The following is a 14885-nucleotide window of genomic DNA, read 5'->3' as shown; positions in this document are numbered from 1 at the left end:
AGGAGACACCACCCATGGCCACGGCCAAGCCGCGAGGGACGCTCACCCTCGCCGAACTCTGCGCCGAACTCCAGATCAGCCGACGCACCTTCTACGACTGGCGCGCGAAGGGCCGTGCCCCGCGCTGCCTCAAGCTGCCCAACGGTGACCTTCGCATCCGCCGCACCGACTTCGACCGCTGGCTTACCGACCTGGAGAGCGCCGCTTGAAGGACATCACCTACGACGTCCGCGTCTACAAGACCGAGATCTACAAGGGCAAGCGGGCCACCACGTACTACGTGCGATGGAAGGCGGGGGGCGAGCAGTGCAGGAAGCCGTTCCACAACGCGGCTCAGGCCGACACCTACCGGGGCGAGATTCAGGCCGCCGCGCGGAAGGGGGAGGCGTTCAGCACCCTCACCGGCGAGCCTGTCTCGTGGAACCGCGCGGAGCGCCCGGAAATGGGCTGGTACACCTTCCTCTGCAAGTTCGTGGACATGAAGTGGAAGGCCGCTTCGGCGAAGTACCGCCAGGACATCGCGCGGGCGCTGGTCGCAGCCACCCCCGCCATGCTCGCGAGCGACCGCGGCAAGCCCGATGACCTCGTTCTGCGTACGGCCATGCGCCGCTGGGGCTTCAACACCAAGCAGCGCGACGAAGCGCCCGGAGACATGGCCGATGCGCTCGCTTGGCTGGAGGCCAACACCAAGCCCGTGTCCGCGCTGGCCGACGACCCCGGCCTGGTGAGGGCGATGCTGGACCTGGCCACCTCCCGCCTCGACGGCAAGCGGGCCGCCACGAGCACGGTCCTGCGGAACAAGACCATCCTGCAGAACGCCTTGGACCACGCGATGGAGTTGAAGCTTCTCCAGGAGAACCCCATCAGGGGCATCAAGTGGAAGGCGCCCAAGAGCACGCACGAGGTGGACCGTCGCAGCGTCGTCAACCACACCCAGGCCCGTGCCCTGCTGGCCGCGGTGGAGGCTCAGAAGCCCAGCGGAAGACGCCTGGTAGCGTTCTTCGCACTCATGTACTACGCAGGTCTGCGCCCCGAGGAGGCCGTCCGCCTGCGAACCCACAACATCGCCCTTCCGCCCCTGGTCCTGAACGAGGAGAGCGGGCAGTGGGAGGAACCGGTGGGGGAGTGGGGTGAGGTGCGTCTGGACAAGGCCGCTCCGTTCGCTGGGCGGGAGTGGACCGACGACGGCGCGCTTCGCGAGGAACGTCCCCTCAAGCACCGCGCGAACGGAGAAGTCCGCCCCGTGCCGATCCCCCCGGCGCTGGTCCGCATCCTTCGGGCGCACCTGGCCGAGCCGTACGGCAAGGGCCCCAACGGCCGGCTGTTCTCCGGAGTCCGCGGGGAGGAACTGCCCAACATCACCTACCGGCGCGTCTGGGCCAAAGCCCGGCAAGACGCTCTCACACCGGAGGAAGCCGCCTCACCGCTGGCCAGACGGGTCTACGACCTCCGCCACGCCTGCGTCTCCACCTGGCTCAACGCGGGGGTGGCACCTACCCAGGTGGCCGAGTGGGCCGGACACAGCGTAGAAGTCCTGCTCCGGATCTACGCCAAGTGCATCGTCGGCCAGGACGAGGCCGCCAAACGCCGGATCGCCGAAGCGCTAGGGGAGGACGTCGAGCGATCTAAGGCCGGCTCGGATCTTAAGCCGAGGTGATTCAGAACGGTTCATCACGTCTATTCGGTGGGGCTTATAGGCGCAGCTGGCGAGCCCCACCAAACGGTGGTCATCTCCAGACGGCTGCCGGGATTGGCGGTGAATCGGTTGGCGATCTCGACCCAAAGGCGTTGGGCTTCTTCGTCTGCCAGAAGGCCCGTCACGCCGTTCATGGCGGTAACTGATACTTTGCGAAGATCATCCTGTGTTGTAAATCGATACGACCAAGCAGCGTGATCTAGCTTCCCGGAAAGATCTTTTAGAACCTTGACCGCATCGGGGTGGCCTGCCAGTACAAGGCCTGCGTAGTGACCTCCCCACTTATCGGCTCGTACGTATCCTTCGCGGTCGAGGAACATGCCCTCAACCAGTCCTGCGCGATAATCCGCTGGCCATGAGTCAAGGTCTGACGATGTCGCACACGCCTCGACCCCATCTGTTCTGACCACATAGGTTTCGTTCATAGCCCTCTGGCCCACTGCGACCCCGAGCAGGTGCTGCTCGGCTGGCTGAAGTGCGCTCAGGTTAGCTGCCTGAAGTCGGCGTGTAAGTTCACCGCTGCGGAAAACTCCCCCATCTCGAAGATCTCGGACCAGCACCGCTGGCTCACCGTCGATAAGGTGGCCGAGACGTCGAAGGCTCCAACGAGTCCATAGCAGTGCAGCTTCGATGCTGACAAAGATCATTTCTTCGGCGATTTCAGGCTGGACCTGACGCCCATGGCCAGTCCCATATTGGTTACGGATTTCGGCTAGCTGGAGCACGATTGTCCGTGCTCCCTGGGCCACGTTCCTTATCGGAAGGTCCTTCGCCAGCCCCTTTCCTGGCTGTCGGTCCAGGATTGCATGGGCGCCGTTTACGACACTGGGGAAGTCTGCACTGCTCGGGGCAGTCTGTCCGCGTGCGTCCAGAACTACCCTGGCCGTAGCTTCCACGAGTTCCTTCGCGGTTCCGATCACCAGCGCGTGATCTTGAGCGGCTAGGGCTCCTTCAAGCCGAGTTCGGTAGCTCTCGATCGAGGACCATGTGGAGGCATCAAGGCCCGCAGGGCGAGGAAGCTGTAGATCCATCCCCTAATTCTGGGGCTTCGTGGCACCTTGTGACCGCACCTTCGTGGGGTGCTATGGAGATCCTCGCAGTCGTACTCCGCATCTGCGGGGTCATCGTCCTCGCTCGGATACACGCGATGCTTCCAGGCGGACTGACCGCTCTGCATGGGCCGAGCAAGCGTTGGTGTCTTCGACGCTCTGAGGGCGGACGAGCGCTTGGAGCCTCCTCGAAACTTGCGCACGTATTTGGCACAACCAGCCGCAGCCACCCGCCTCTGACCGCACACCACCGCACACAACACGAGAGCCTCTGCCCGGCGTTGCCGCTGGTCAGAGGCTCTTTTGGCTGGTCATGCATAGCGCGCCCTGCAGGATTCGAACCTGCGACCGTCGGATTAGAAGTCCGGTGCTCTATCCAGCTGAGCTAAGGGCGCTCCCGCTTAATTGTGCATGATCCGGGGAGTGCGTACGCATCGGTTTCCCGTCTGTGTCGCGAGGATCACTCCGCAGGCCGGGGGCCGGGGAGCGTACCCAGGGGACATCTGCCCGGCGGAGTGGTCGTAGGGGCGGTGATCTGCGGCGCGTTGGGCGTTTCACCGGAAATCGTTCTCCTCGAAGGGAAAGGCGGTCTACGCTCGTATGCCATGTTCGCCGTCACGTTCCAGAAGGAGATTCCCCTGCTGGGCGGTGACGTGACCGACGGTGTCGTGCGGGTCGGCGACACCGTCCGCAGACCGGTCCGCACCTCGACGCGGTCGGTGCACGCGCTGTTGCGGCACCTGGAGAGCGTCGGATTCGACGGGGCGCCGAGGACCATGGGGTTCGACGAGGAGGGCAGGGAGATCCTGACCTACGTCGTGGGGGAGTCGGCCCCCAGGCCGCTGCCCGCCTACGCGCTCACCGACGAGTCGCTGGTCGCCCTGGCGGAGTTGCTGCGGCGCTTCCACGACGCCTGCGCCGGGTTCGTCCCGCCCCGGGGCGCCTGCTGGGAGACGGGGTCCAACGACGACGCGCCCGCCGAACTGGTCGGCCACTGCGACGTCAACCTCGACAACGTGATCTTCAGGGACGGGCTGCCCGCCGCGTTGATCGACTTCGACATGGCCAGGCCGACGACCCGGTTGTTCGACGTGGTGACGACGCTGCGGCACTGGGCGCCGATCGCCGACCCCGTCGACCTGGAGCCGCTCCAGGCCGATCTCGCGGTCGGGCCGAGGCTGCGACTGTTCTGCGACGCGTACGGCCTGGCGGCCCGGGACCGCCGCCGCCTGCTCGACCTGTCCAGGCTTCGCTTCAACCGCTCCTACGTCGCCATGCGCGCCAGGGCGGAGTCCCTGGGCGGTGGCTGGGCCCGGATGTGGGAGGGTGGCGCCGGGGCACGCATCCGTCGGGCGTGCGCCTGGCTTGAGAGGAACCAGGACCGGCTTCATGGCCATCTCATCTGAAACCCGGGCAGAGGCTCTGGGGATGCTCGCCGGGGTCGTCGCGGACGCCGTACTGGGTGATCCGAGGCGTGGACATCCGGTCGCGTTGTTCGGCCGGGCCGCGGCGGCGCTGGAGAGCCGTCTGTACGGCGACGCCCGCCCCGCCGGGGTCGTCCATGTCGCGTTGTGCGTCGGCCCGGTGGCGTTGCTCGGGGTGGCCGTGGCCAGGACGGGCAATCCGGTGCTGCGGGGCGCGCTGAGCGCGGTGGCCACCTGGGCGGTGCTCGGCGGCACGACGCTGGGGCGCGAGGGCGTGGCGATGGCGGAGTTCCTTGAGGCGGACGACCTCGCGGGCGCACGCGGCAGGCTCTCGCACCTGTGCGGGCGCGACCCCTCCCGGCTTGAGGCGGCGGAACTGGCCAGGGCGACGGTCGAGTCGGTCGCGGAGAACACCTCGGACGCCGTGGTCGCGCCACTGTTCTGGGGGGCGGTGGCCGGGGTCCCCGGGCTGCTGGCCTACCGGGCGGTCAACACCCTGGACGCCATGGTCGGCCACCGCAGCGCCCGCTACGAGCGGTTCGGCTGGGCCGCCGCCCGGCTCGACGACGTCGCCAACCTCGCCCCGGCACGGATCACCGGCCTGCTCACGGCCGTGTGCGCGCCCGTGGTCGGCGGCTCGGCCCGGCGTTCTGCACGGATGCTGCGCAGGGACGGCCATCGCCATCCCAGCCCGAACTCGGGTCGCTGCGAGGCGGCCTTCGCCGGGGCGCTCGACGTCACGCTCGGTGGCGTCAACGTGTACGGCGACCGCGTGGAGCACCGCCCGGAGATGGGGGACGGCCCCAAGCCCTCGGTGCCGGACATCCGCCGCGCCGTACGGCTGGCCAGGGCGGTCGGGTTCACCGCGGCGGGCGTGGCGGTGCTGGCGACGCTCCTGCGCCGACGGCGGTAGGGGCTTCTGAGTTCACGGCGCCGGAAAGGGCCTCCTGTGCCGGCGGCGCCGGGAGCGATCCTTTGCGGCTGCGGCGGCAAGAGAGGCGAGAGCGGCCCCCGGCGGTGCGAGCGAGCCCCAGGCCCCGGCTCCCTGGCCTGCATCGACGAAGGCGGCGTTTTTCGGACCCACGCCGACAGGGCCCGCCCACGCCGCCAGGCCGACATGGGCGGTACGGCATGCTGTGAGGTATGACGAGCCTTCCCCCACATGATGCTCCGGCCCCGGTCAAAGGGGCGTTGCTGGTCGCCGGGACCACCTCGGACGCGGGCAAGAGCGTCGTCACCGCCGGGATCTGCCGCTGGCTGGCCAGGCAGGGGGTGCGGGTGGCGCCGTACAAGGCGCAGAACATGTCGCTGAACTCCTTCGTCACCGCCGACGGCGCCGAGATCGGCAGGGCGCAGGCGATGCAGGCCGCCGCGTGCGGCCTTGAGCCCTCCGCGGACATGAACCCGATCCTCCTCAAGCCGGGCAGCGACCGGCGCAGCCAGGTCGTGGTCATGGGCAGACCGCTGGCCGAGGTGGACGCCATGGAGTACTGGGACGTCAAGGAACGGCTGCGCCAGGTGGCCGTGGACGCGCTCGGGCGGCTGCGGGAACGCTACGACGTGGTGGTCTGCGAGGGGGCGGGCAGTCCCGCCGAGATCAACCTGCGCAGGGGCGACATCGCGAACATGGGCCTGGCCAGGGCGGCGGACCTGCCGGTGGTCGTGGTCGGGGACATCGACAGGGGCGGCGTCTTCGCCTCGCTGTACGGCACGGTCGCCCTTCTCGATCCGGACGACCAGGCGCTGGTGGCCGGGTTCGTGATCAACAAGTTCAGGGGGGCACCGGAGATCCTCGCCCCCGGCCTCGACATGATCAGGGGACTGACGGGCCGCGAGGTGTACGGCGTGCTGCCCTGGCTGGACGGCCTGTGGCTGGACGTGGAGGACTCCCTGGCCCTGAACGGCAGGCCCACGGCCGCCCGCCCGCCGTACGGCCGGCAGACCCTGAGGGTCGCGGTGGTGAGACTGCCGAGGGTGTCCAACTTCACCGACTTCGACGCGCTGGCCGCGGAGCCCGGGGTGACGGTCAGGTTCGTGACCTCGCCCGCCGAACTCGACGACGTCGACCTGGTGGTGCTGCCAGGGTCCAGGGCCACGGTCTCCGACCTGGCGTGGCTGCGCGCGAGCGGACTGGCCGACGCGCTGCCGGGGCGGGCGGTGCTGGGCATCTGCGGCGGTTACCAGATGCTCGCCGGGGCGATCCACGACGACGTCGAGTCGGGGGAGGGGACGGTCGAGGGGCTGGGGCTGCTGCCGGCGACGGTGGAGTTCGCCGCGGAGAAGACGCTGGGGCGGCCCTCGGGGGTCGCCTACGGCTGCCGGGTCGAGGCCTACGAGATCCACCACGGCGTGGTGACCGCGCACGGGGGAGAGCCCTTCCTCGACGGCTGCCGATCCGGCTCGGTCTGGGGTACCACCTGGCACGGGGCGCTGGAGAACGACGACTTCCGCAGGGCTTTCCTCGCCGACGTCGCGGCCGTCAGCGGGCGTGACTTCGTCCCGGCTCCTGACGTCTCCTTCGCCGCGTTGCGGCAGGAGAGGCTGGACGCCCTGGGCGACATGGTCGAGCGGCACCTGGACACCGGCGCCCTGCTCCGGCTGCTCGACGGCGGTGCCCCCCGGGGTCTGCCGGTGCTGCCACCGGGCGGGTCCTTGCGTGAAGCGCCGGACTTCTCGCAGAATTTCGCACAACAGAAGCATGGGAGGTGAGTGATGCTCCGGCTCGTACTGCCCCTGCTCGTCATCGCGGTGATCATCCTGGTGGTCGTCCGCCCGGGGCCGCTCGTGCGCATGCTGCGGGGGAAGCCGCGGCCCGCGCTCGAAGAAGACCCTCGTGAGATCCTCAAGCGCCGTTACGCGGCGGGAGAGATCGACGAGGACGAGTATTTCCGTCGCATGTCGGGGCTCTCCCAGGACTGGTAGCTCCGTGGTTATCCGGATTTTTCAGTAACCGGCGTCTTTTTGGTTGATCATTGGAGGGGATCACCGCGCGCCGAGGAGCAGCATGTCCGGACTGGAAGCCGTCGTCGCCGCAGCGGGCAGAGCCGTCGCCGAACGCGCCCTGCGGGAGGGCCTGGCCGCCCGCGCCGCCAAGGCCGAACGCGACGCCGACCTGTCCGAGCTGATCCGGGCCGGCTTCCCCGACCGGTTCGTACGGCGCAGCCTGGAACGCCAGCTCGCCGCCATCGCGGACGGCGTCGAACGGCGGATCGCGGTCCTCGCCGAGCAGGAGTACGGCGGCCTCACCGAGAACGACAGGACGGCCGTGCTGCACGAGGTCGTCGCCGCCCTCGAATCGGCCGATCTGTCGGACAGGGCCCTCATGGCCGCTGACATGGACCCCGTCAAGCTCGCCAAAGATCTCAGGAAGGGCCTCGGCGACCCCGCGCGCCAGCTCGGCGAGGCCGGGGCCAGGCTGTACGACGTGCTGCTCGACGAGTGCCTCGACTGCCTGCTCAGGATCGTCAGGCAGCTGCCGCAGTATCTCCCCAGGGCCGCCACCGAGGCCCTGAGCCGCCTGTCCGCCGTGGAGGAGCGGATCGCCGCCCTCGGCCAGCAGGTCGCCTCAGGACTGGCCAGGCTGCCCGCCCGCTCGCTCGACGCGCCGACCGGCACCCAGGACGACGCGGAGTTCGAACGCCGCTATCTCGAACACCTCGGCACCACCCTCGACGAGGTCGAGCTGTTCGGCGTCCGGGTGGAGAACTACCGCCCCCGCGCGACGCTGAGCGTCGCCTACATCAGCCTCAACGTCTCGCTGGAGGACCGCTCGCGCGAGCGCGTCCCCGAGCGGATGCGCTTCGCCGACCTGACCGACCTGCCCGGTGCGGGCGGTGGGTACGAGGCGGCGACCCTGCGGGTGGAAAGTGCCCTCGGCCGTTCCCGCCGGGTGCTGCTGCGGGGCGACGCGGGCTCGGGCAAGAGCACGCTGCTGCGCTGGCTGTCGGTGACCGCCGCGCGGAACGGCTTCTTCGGGGACCTGGCCCCCTGGAAGGGCCGTGTCCCGCTCTTCGTCAAGCTCCGCAGCCACCCCTCGGGCAGGCTGCCGGGCCCCGAGGACGTCCTCGCCGACGTCGCGGCGCCGCTCGCGGGCCGGATGCCCGAGGGCTGGGCGCACCGGATTCTCGACGCGGGACGCGCCCTGCTGCTCGTGGACGGGGTGGACGAACTGGCCGTACGGCACCGGCCCGCGGTCAGGCAGTGGCTCGGCGGGCTGCTGGCCGCCTACCCGGGGACCGTGACCGTGGTGACCTCCCGGCCCGCGGCGGCCGACGCGCGCTGGCTGGCGGAGGAGGGCTTCTCCCCGGTCCTGCTGGAGCCCATGACCCCCGCCGACCTGCGCGAGCTGGTACGGCAGTGGCACGTCGCGATGCGGGGCTCCCGGAGCCTGCCGTGCGCGCCGGAGCGGCTCGACGAGTACGAGGGCGCGCTGCTGGCCAGGTTCGAGAGCAGCCCGCACCTGCGGGCGCTGGCCTCGACGCCGTTGCTCGCGGCGATGCTGTGCGCGCTCAACCTCGACCGGGGCAAACAACTGCCGCGCAACCGGATGGGGCTGTACGAGGCCGCCCTGGAACTGCTGCTCGAACGCCGGGACGCAGAACGCGGCATCGCCGTCGAGGTCACCCTCGAACCCGAGCAGAAGGTCCGCATTCTCCAGGACCTGGCCTGGCGGCTCACGATGCTGGGCCGCTCCGAGCTCTCCTCGGCCACGGCGCTCAAACGGGTCGAGGAGCGCATCGGGACCATGCCCAGGGTCGAGGCACCCGCGCGGGCCGTACTCGACCATCTGCTGCAGCGCAGCGGGGTGATCAGGGAGCCGGTTCCCGGGCGGATCGACTTCGTGCACCGGACGGTCCAGGAGTATCTCGCGGCCAAGCAGGCGGCCGACGACGCCGACGTCGAACCGCTGGTCGAGCGGGCCCACCTGGACCAGTGGCGCGAGACGGTGGTGATGGCCGCCGGGCACGCCAACGCCCCGGTACGGCGGGAGCTGCTCGGCGGCCTGCTCGACCGGATCGACGGCCGGGACAGGCACGCGCGCAGACTGCGGCTGCTGGCCGCCGGCTGCCTGGAGACGATCCAGGAACTCCCGCGCGACCTGGAGGAACGGGTCGAGGCGTGCCTGGCCGAGGTGATCCCGCCCAGGAACGCGGCCGAGGCGAGGGTGCTCGCGCTCGCGGGAGAGGAGGTCCTGCGCCGTCTTCCCGACGACCTGGGCGGCCTGTCGCAGGCGCGGGCGGTGGCGACGGTGCGGACCTGCTGGCTGGTCAACGGCCCGCGCGCGCTGCGCAGGCTCGCCGGGTACCGGGACGACCCTCGGGGGAAGGTCCAGGAGGAACTCATCGCCGGGTGGGACTACTTCGACCCCGACCACTACGCCACCGAGGTCCTCGCGGACGCGCCACTGCTCGATGAAAGGCTGGAGGTCGACAACCCGCGTCTGCTGGGCAGCCTCCACCGTCTGGAGCGGCTGCGCAGCCTCCACGTGTCCTGTCCCGTTTCCGGTGGGCTGGAGTTCCTGCGCGGCCTGCCGAGGTTACGCGGGCTGACCGTGTACTCCATGGACTCCATGGACGAGGCCGACCTCGGCGCCGTGGGGACTCTGACGGGCCTGGAGTGGCTGTCGATCGACGTGGAGTCGTCACTTCCCGCCGACCTGGAGCCCCTCACCCGGCTGTCCGCGCTGGAGGATCTGATCCTGCAGGGCCGGGGCTTCACCGGAGATCTCGCCTTCCTCGACCGGATGCCCCGTCTCGACATATTGACCCTCGCGGGTCTGGCGCTGATCGACGACTTCGGTCCGGTCGCCAGGCAGACCGAGCTGAGAAGTCTGCACCTCCATCAGGTTCCCCACCTGAAGGACCTGAGATTCCTCGCGGATCTTCCGCGGCTGGGGAGCTTCGCTCTCTCCGGCGGCGACGTCGCCGGCGGGCTACGCGTCCTGGCCGATCACTGTCCGCGGCTTCGTTCGGTGAGCCTGTGGGACACCACCGTCGACGACCTGGACGCGCTCGACGCCTTCGACGACCTCTTCCTGCTGCGTCTCGGGAGGTGCCCGGTGAGGGACCTGTCACCCTTGGCTCGTCGGCGCGGCCTCGAAAGCCTGACCCTCTACGAGACCCCGGCCTCCGACCTCGGTCCGCTGGCCGAGCTGTCGAAACTTGAGTTCCTTTCCCTTGAGAGATCCTCCCAGGTGACGGATCTGTCGCCGCTCGCTTCTCTGACCGAGCTGCGGTCGGTCTGCGTGCGAGGCATGACATCCGACCTCGACCTGGCCCCGCTGGCCGGGAAGCCGGGGCTTCGCGTGATCGCTGACCCAACTCAGAAGTTCCGCAACGTCCACCTGCTGCACCGCAGCGCGAAGATCGAGAGATCCTAACCCTCAGTCCCCGGCGACCGGGGCCGAGCGGTGTTCGGTGATCCAGGCGTCTATCCTGTCCCACTGGTCGAACAGCCAGGTGATCCGTTCCTCCCGGCCTGTGGGCACGTCCTCCGCCCGCACCCGCCACCACCCCGCCCTGACCTCCGCGCGCACCGGCAGCCTGCGCCAGACGTCGCCGAGGGTGACCAGGTCGTCCAGGCCGGTGTGGGCGACGAAGACCACGTCGGCGGACGGGCAGGCCTCGATGGCGGCCAGGGCCCCGTTGGGGCGGGGCGGCAGCAGGTGTTCGAGGCGCCGGGCGCGGGCGGCCTCCTCACGCAGCCCCCGGTCCTCCAGGCGCAGGATCGCCCGTCCCCGGCGTTTCGGGGTGAAGTTGCCCCCCTCGGGGAAGATCACCAGGGCGTCGTCGGCCTCCATGTCCGAGGCCAGGCGGCGGATCTCGGTGACGACGCCGCCCGTCTCCACGTCGGGCGGGACGAAGGCGTTCGGCAGCCGGTTGACCACGACGTCCAGGGACGGGTCGAGCTGCAGCGCCGCCTTCATCACGATCCTGGGGCGCCTGCCGTACCGGGTGAGCAGGTGGTGGACGAGCAGGACGGAGTCGCCGGGGCCCGCGTGCCGGGACAGGACGATCACCGGACGGGTCAGGCGGCGGGACAGCTCCTCGGGGGTCGCCCTCGGCTCGTCGATCTCGACGCTCAGCCCGAAGATCCGTACGGCGGCGCCGTACACGCTGGACAGCAGCCATCTGACCAGGGCGTAGTGCCGCTCCTCACGTTCGTCGTGGCTCAGCCTGCCGCCCAGGTCGATGATCCACAGCCACAGGCAGGCGATCAGCGCCATGGACTCCAGCGTCAGCCACGCCACCGCGAACCAGACGAGCCGGGTGCCGCGCCGTTGCGGGGGCGGCAGGCGCAGTGAGGCCGCGGTGACCACCAGCAGCCAGACAGGCAGGGTGACCACCGCGGCCACGGTGAGCACGATGACGAGGGGGGCGAGGACCAACCGGCGGATGATGCGCGGAGGAAGCACGGCCACCCCCTCTTCTATCGGGCCAGTTCGGCGAGGTAGCGGGAGGAGGCCTCGTAGGCTCGCCGGATGTGTCCGGAGATCTGCGAGGAGTCCCGGTAACGCAGCTGGGAGAGGTCGACGCCCGGCCTGTTCTCCGAGCCCGAGGGCATGACGTGCACCTCGACCCCTCCGGGCAGGGCGGCCATCTCCTCGGCGAAACGGTGCCTGCGGGCGATCTCGAAGGCGATCAGGCCGACCTCCCAGGGACGGCGCGGGACGGTCAGCGGCCGTTCGATCCGGCCGACGTGCAGGACGTAGACGCGGCGGGCGCCCAGGGCGACCGCCCGGCCGACCGGGATGCTGTGCACCAGGCCGCCGTCGAGGAAGTGGTCGTCGCCGACCCGGATCGGCGGCAGCAGGCCGGGCACCGCGCACGAGGCCAGGACCGCCTCGACCAGCGGGCCCTCGGTGAACCAGTGGGCGCGGGCGTGCTCCACGGAGGCGGCGACGCACTGGAACGGCACCGCCAGCTCCTCGATGCGGGACACGGGCAGCGTCCGGGTCAGCAGTTCGCGCAGCGGCTCCGGGGAGTGCAGGTGGGTGCCGCTCCTGGCCAGCGTGGACAGGCGGGTGACCCACGATCCGGCGAAGGCCGTACGGACGACCTCGGAGCGCCACAGGGAGGTGAGGTGCCTGACCGCGTCACCGGGGTGGGCCGCGAGCACCACGCCGTTCAGCGCTCCGACGGAGGTGCCGACGACCACGTCCGGTTTGACGCCCGCCTCGTCGAGCGCGCGCAGCATGCCCACCTCGTGGGCCCCGAGCACGCCTCCGCCGCCGAGCACGAAAGCGGTGTCCACATCCATGGCTTCACGATAGACGGCTTCGTCCCGGCTGTTTCCTGACGTCAAGTCTCGATCTTCGGTGATCTTTCCGGCAGATTCGAACCGTTGGTACGGCGACGGGAGGCGATGATGATCCGCAGGGCTGGGAAACACGCGGTTGTGCTGGGGGCGGGGATGGGCGGGCTGCTCACCGCGCGGGCGCTGGCCGACTTCTACGACCGGGTGACGCTCGTCGAGCGGGACGACCTGTCGGGGGAGGGGCCGGACGGGCCGCGCAGGGGCGTGCCGCAGGGCTTCCACGCCCACGCCCTGCTGCCCAGGGGGTTACGGATCATCGAGGAGCTGTTCCCCGGCGTCACGGAGGAGATGGTCGCGGCCGGGGCGGTGGCGTACGAGATGATCGTGCACTTACGGATGATCATGGGGGGCCACGAGTTCGCGCGGACGCCGACCGGGGAGCGGGGCATCTCGGCGACCAGGCCCTTCCTCGAACGGCACGTGCTGGGCAGGGTACGGGCGTTGCCGACGGTGACGGTACGGGACCGCAGCCAGGTCACCGGCCTCATGACGGACGACTCCTCCGGGACGGCACGGGTCGCCGGGGTGCGGATCGCCGCCGCCGGACGGGCCGGTGCCGACGAGGAACTGCCCGCCGACCTCGTCGTGGACGTCATGGGCAGGGGAGGGCGGACGCTCGCCTGGCTGGAGACGATGGGGTTCGAGCGGCCCGAGGAGGAGGTCGTCAAGGTCGAGGTGTCCTACGCGACGTGGTACCTGCGCCTTCCCGAGGGGTCGATGAAGGACAGGCTGGTCCTCGTCGGCACCTACCCGGGCCAGCCGAAGGGGGTGGCGCTGTGCCAGGTCGAGGGGGACCGCTGGCTGGCGACGCTCGGCGGCAACGCGGGCGCGCCCGCGCCCGCGGACCCCGCCGACTTCTTCGCCTGGGTCGATGAGGTCGTCCCCGCCGAGGTGGCCGCGGCGGTGCGCGCCGCCGAACCGCTCGGCGAGATCGGGCTGGCCAGGATTCCGGCCAGCGTACGGCGCCACTACGAGCGGTTGACACGCTTCCCGGAGGGGCTGCTGGTCGCCGGGGACGCGTTGTGCAACTTCAACCCGATCTACGGGCAGGGGATGTCGGTCGCCGCGCTTGAGGCGTCCGCGATGCGCGAGTGCCTGCGCGAGGGCACCGAGGGCCTGGCCCGCCGCTACTTCACCGCGGCGGCCAAGGCCCTCGACCCCGCCTGGCAGCTGTCGACGGGCGCCGACCTGGCCGCGCGCGACACGGGGGTGCCCATGACCCCGCAGGCCAGGTTCATGGACGCCTACGTCCGCAGGCTGCAGCGGGCCGCCTCGCACGACGCCGAGGCCGCGGTCGCCTTCACCCGGGTGACCGGCCTGCTCGACCCTCCGTCCGCCCTCATGCGCCCGTCCGTCATGTGGCGGGTCCTGCGGGGCTGAACCCTCGCAGGGTCCCTACGGGAGCAGGAGGAGCTTGCCGGTGGTACGGCGGGCCTCCAGGTCCCTGTGGGCCTGGGCGGCCTCGGACAGGGGGTAGCGGGCGGAGATGTGGACCCTGAGGTCGCCGGAGGCCACCCAGCCGAAGATGTTCGAGGCCCGCCAGGCCAGCTCGTCGCGGGTGGCGACGTAGGGACCGAGGCTGGGGCGGGTCAGGAACAGGGAGCCGCCCCTGGCCAGGACCTGCGGGTCGACGGGCGGGACCGGGCCGCTGGCCTGGCCGTACAGGGCCATCATGCCGCGCGGGCGCAGCGAGGCGACGCTGTCGTCGAAGGTGGCCGCGCCGACGCCGTCGTAGACGACGTGCACGCCGGAACCGGTCAGGTCGCGCACCGCCTCGGCGAAGCCGTCGTAGCGCAGCACCTCGTCCGCGCCCGCCTGGCGGGCCAGCGTCTCCTTCTCCTCGGTCGAGACCGTGCCGATCACCCGGGCGCCGCGCAGCTTCGCGATCTGGACGAGCAGCAGGCCGACGCCCCCGGCCGCCGCGTGCACCAGCACGTCGTCGCCGGGCTTCACCTCGTAGGTGGAGTGGGTCAGGTAGTGGGCGGTCAGTCCCTGCAGGGTCACCGCCGCCGCCTGCTCGGCGTCGATCCCCTCGGGTACGGCCAGCAGTTGCGAGGCGGGCACCACCGCGCGGGCGGCGTAGCTGCCCATCACTCCGGCCCAGGCCACGGTGTCACCGACGGACAGACCGGTCACGTCCTCACCGACGGCGGCCACGGTGCCCGCGCCCTCGTTGCCGGGGACGAAGGGCAGCGAGAGCGGGTAGCGGCCGATCCGGTGGTAGACGTCGATGAAGTTCACCCCGCTGGCGGCGACGTCGACGAGCACCTCACCGGGATTCGGCTCCGGGTCCGGGTGATCGGTGTAGGCGAGGACCTCGGGACCGCCGGTCGCGGAGACGACTATGGCACGCATCGTGCTGGCTCCTTCGCTCGTTGGATGGTTCGATCATCGTCCCCA

The 14885-nt window shown here is 70.4% G+C and carries 12 protein-coding genes and 1 tRNA gene; 8 read left to right on the top strand and 5 right to left on the bottom strand.

The genetic code is table 11. The annotated features are described in order from the left end of the window. Positions 1 to 14: 14 nt before the first annotated feature. Both ABZ470_RS00460 and ABZ470_RS00455 read left to right on the top strand, forming a co-directional pair. Positions 15 to 209, top strand: a complete 195-nt coding sequence (locus ABZ470_RS00460; protein WP_362909002.1) for a helix-turn-helix domain-containing protein — start codon at positions 15 to 17, stop codon at positions 207 to 209. Beyond that, complete coding sequence (locus ABZ470_RS00455) at positions 206 to 1657, top strand: tyrosine-type recombinase/integrase (RefSeq protein ID WP_362909000.1); 1452 nt, start codon at positions 206 to 208, stop codon at positions 1655 to 1657. The genes ABZ470_RS00460 and ABZ470_RS00455 overlap by 4 nt, the downstream gene beginning before the upstream one ends. Before the next feature lie 20 nt (positions 1658 to 1677). Here ABZ470_RS00455 and ABZ470_RS00450 read toward each other — a convergent pair whose 3' ends face one another. Together ABZ470_RS00450 and ABZ470_RS00445 are read right to left on the bottom strand one after the other, a co-directional pair. Further along, positions 1678 to 2727, bottom strand: a complete 1050-nt coding sequence (locus tag ABZ470_RS00450) for an abortive infection family protein (protein WP_362908998.1) — start codon at positions 2725 to 2727, stop codon at positions 1678 to 1680. A gap of 339 nt (positions 2728 to 3066) precedes the next feature. Continuing rightward, positions 3067 to 3140 (bottom strand) — tRNA-Arg (locus tag ABZ470_RS00445). Between the two features lie 210 nt (positions 3141 to 3350). On the opposite strand from ABZ470_RS00445, the gene ABZ470_RS00440 reads away from it, so the two are divergent. The 5 genes from ABZ470_RS00440 (at position 3351) to ABZ470_RS00420 (ending at position 10548) form a co-directional block, all read left to right on the top strand. Next, the gene (locus ABZ470_RS00440) at positions 3351 to 4151 is read left to right on the top strand and encodes an aminoglycoside phosphotransferase family protein (protein WP_362908996.1); all 801 of its coding nucleotides are present in this window, start codon (positions 3351 to 3353) and stop codon (positions 4149 to 4151) included. Further along, positions 4135 to 5082, top strand: coding sequence for a cobalamin biosynthesis protein (locus tag ABZ470_RS00435; RefSeq protein WP_362773448.1), 948 nt, complete (start codon positions 4135 to 4137; stop codon positions 5080 to 5082). The genes ABZ470_RS00440 and ABZ470_RS00435 overlap by 17 nt, the downstream gene beginning before the upstream one ends. A 230-nt stretch (positions 5083 to 5312) precedes the next feature. Next, the gene (locus ABZ470_RS00430) at positions 5313 to 6878 is read left to right on the top strand and encodes a cobyric acid synthase (RefSeq protein WP_362908994.1); all 1566 of its coding nucleotides are present in this window, start codon (positions 5313 to 5315) and stop codon (positions 6876 to 6878) included. Between the two features lie 3 nt (positions 6879 to 6881). After that, positions 6882 to 7091: an SHOCT domain-containing protein gene (locus tag ABZ470_RS00425; protein WP_362773442.1), complete on the top strand. Its 210-nt coding sequence runs from the start codon at positions 6882 to 6884 to the stop codon at positions 7089 to 7091. An 82-nt stretch (positions 7092 to 7173) separates the two neighbouring features. Next, positions 7174 to 10548 (top strand): NACHT domain-containing protein, encoded by a 3375-nt coding sequence (locus ABZ470_RS00420; RefSeq protein WP_362908992.1) that lies wholly within the window; start codon positions 7174 to 7176, stop codon positions 10546 to 10548. A 3-nt stretch (positions 10549 to 10551) separates the two neighbouring features. Here the strand turns inward: ABZ470_RS00420 and ABZ470_RS00415 are convergent, their stop codons facing one another. Together ABZ470_RS00415 and ABZ470_RS00410 are read right to left on the bottom strand one after the other, a co-directional pair. Further along, positions 10552 to 11583 carry a 1-acyl-sn-glycerol-3-phosphate acyltransferase gene (locus ABZ470_RS00415; RefSeq protein ID WP_362908990.1) on the bottom strand — a complete coding sequence of 344 codons (1032 nt, stop codon included), beginning with the start codon at positions 11581 to 11583 and terminating at the stop codon, positions 10552 to 10554. A gap of 14 nt (positions 11584 to 11597) precedes the next feature. Then, positions 11598 to 12428 carry a patatin-like phospholipase family protein gene (locus tag ABZ470_RS00410; RefSeq protein WP_352010648.1) on the bottom strand — a complete coding sequence of 277 codons (831 nt, stop codon included), beginning with the start codon at positions 12426 to 12428 and terminating at the stop codon, positions 11598 to 11600. 84 nt (positions 12429 to 12512) lie between these two features. On the opposite strand from ABZ470_RS00410, the gene ABZ470_RS00405 reads away from it, so the two are divergent. Further along, positions 12513 to 13865 carry an FAD-dependent monooxygenase gene (locus ABZ470_RS00405; protein ID WP_362908988.1) on the top strand — a complete coding sequence of 451 codons (1353 nt, stop codon included), beginning with the start codon at positions 12513 to 12515 and terminating at the stop codon, positions 13863 to 13865. Positions 13866 to 13880: 15 nt separating this feature from the next. Here ABZ470_RS00405 and ABZ470_RS00400 read toward each other — a convergent pair whose 3' ends face one another. Continuing rightward, complete coding sequence (locus ABZ470_RS00400; RefSeq protein WP_352010650.1) at positions 13881 to 14840, bottom strand: quinone oxidoreductase; 960 nt, start codon at positions 14838 to 14840, stop codon at positions 13881 to 13883. Positions 14841 to 14885: the final 45 nt, after the last annotated feature.

Source organism: Streptosporangium sp. NPDC020072, assembly GCF_040631445.1.
Lineage (GTDB): Bacteria > Actinomycetota > Actinomycetes > Streptosporangiales > Streptosporangiaceae > Streptosporangium.
Note: the sequence above shows the minus strand (reverse complement) of the source record. Positions and strands in the feature narration are given on the sequence as shown.

Excerpts from the sequence above, each read along its gene's own strand:
- ABZ470_RS00460 (WP_362909002.1), top strand. The coding sequence starts at position 15 with ATGGCCACGGCCAAGCCGCGAGGGACGCTCACCCTCGCCGAACTCTGC.
- ABZ470_RS00450 (WP_362908998.1), bottom strand. The coding sequence starts at position 2,727 with ATGGATCTACAGCTTCCTCGCCCTGCGGGCCTTGATGCCTCCACATGG.
- ABZ470_RS00440 (WP_362908996.1), top strand. The coding sequence starts at position 3,351 with ATGTTCGCCGTCACGTTCCAGAAGGAGATTCCCCTGCTGGGCGGTGAC.
- ABZ470_RS00435 (WP_362773448.1), top strand. The coding sequence starts at position 4,135 with ATGGCCATCTCATCTGAAACCCGGGCAGAGGCTCTGGGGATGCTCGCC.
- ABZ470_RS00430 (WP_362908994.1), top strand. The coding sequence starts at position 5,313 with ATGACGAGCCTTCCCCCACATGATGCTCCGGCCCCGGTCAAAGGGGCG.
- ABZ470_RS00425 (WP_362773442.1), top strand. The coding sequence starts at position 6,882 with ATGCTCCGGCTCGTACTGCCCCTGCTCGTCATCGCGGTGATCATCCTG.
- ABZ470_RS00420 (WP_362908992.1), top strand. The coding sequence starts at position 7,174 with ATGTCCGGACTGGAAGCCGTCGTCGCCGCAGCGGGCAGAGCCGTCGCC.
- ABZ470_RS00410 (WP_352010648.1), bottom strand. The coding sequence starts at position 12,428 with ATGGATGTGGACACCGCTTTCGTGCTCGGCGGCGGAGGCGTGCTCGGG.
- ABZ470_RS00400 (WP_352010650.1), bottom strand. The coding sequence starts at position 14,840 with ATGCGTGCCATAGTCGTCTCCGCGACCGGCGGTCCCGAGGTCCTCGCC.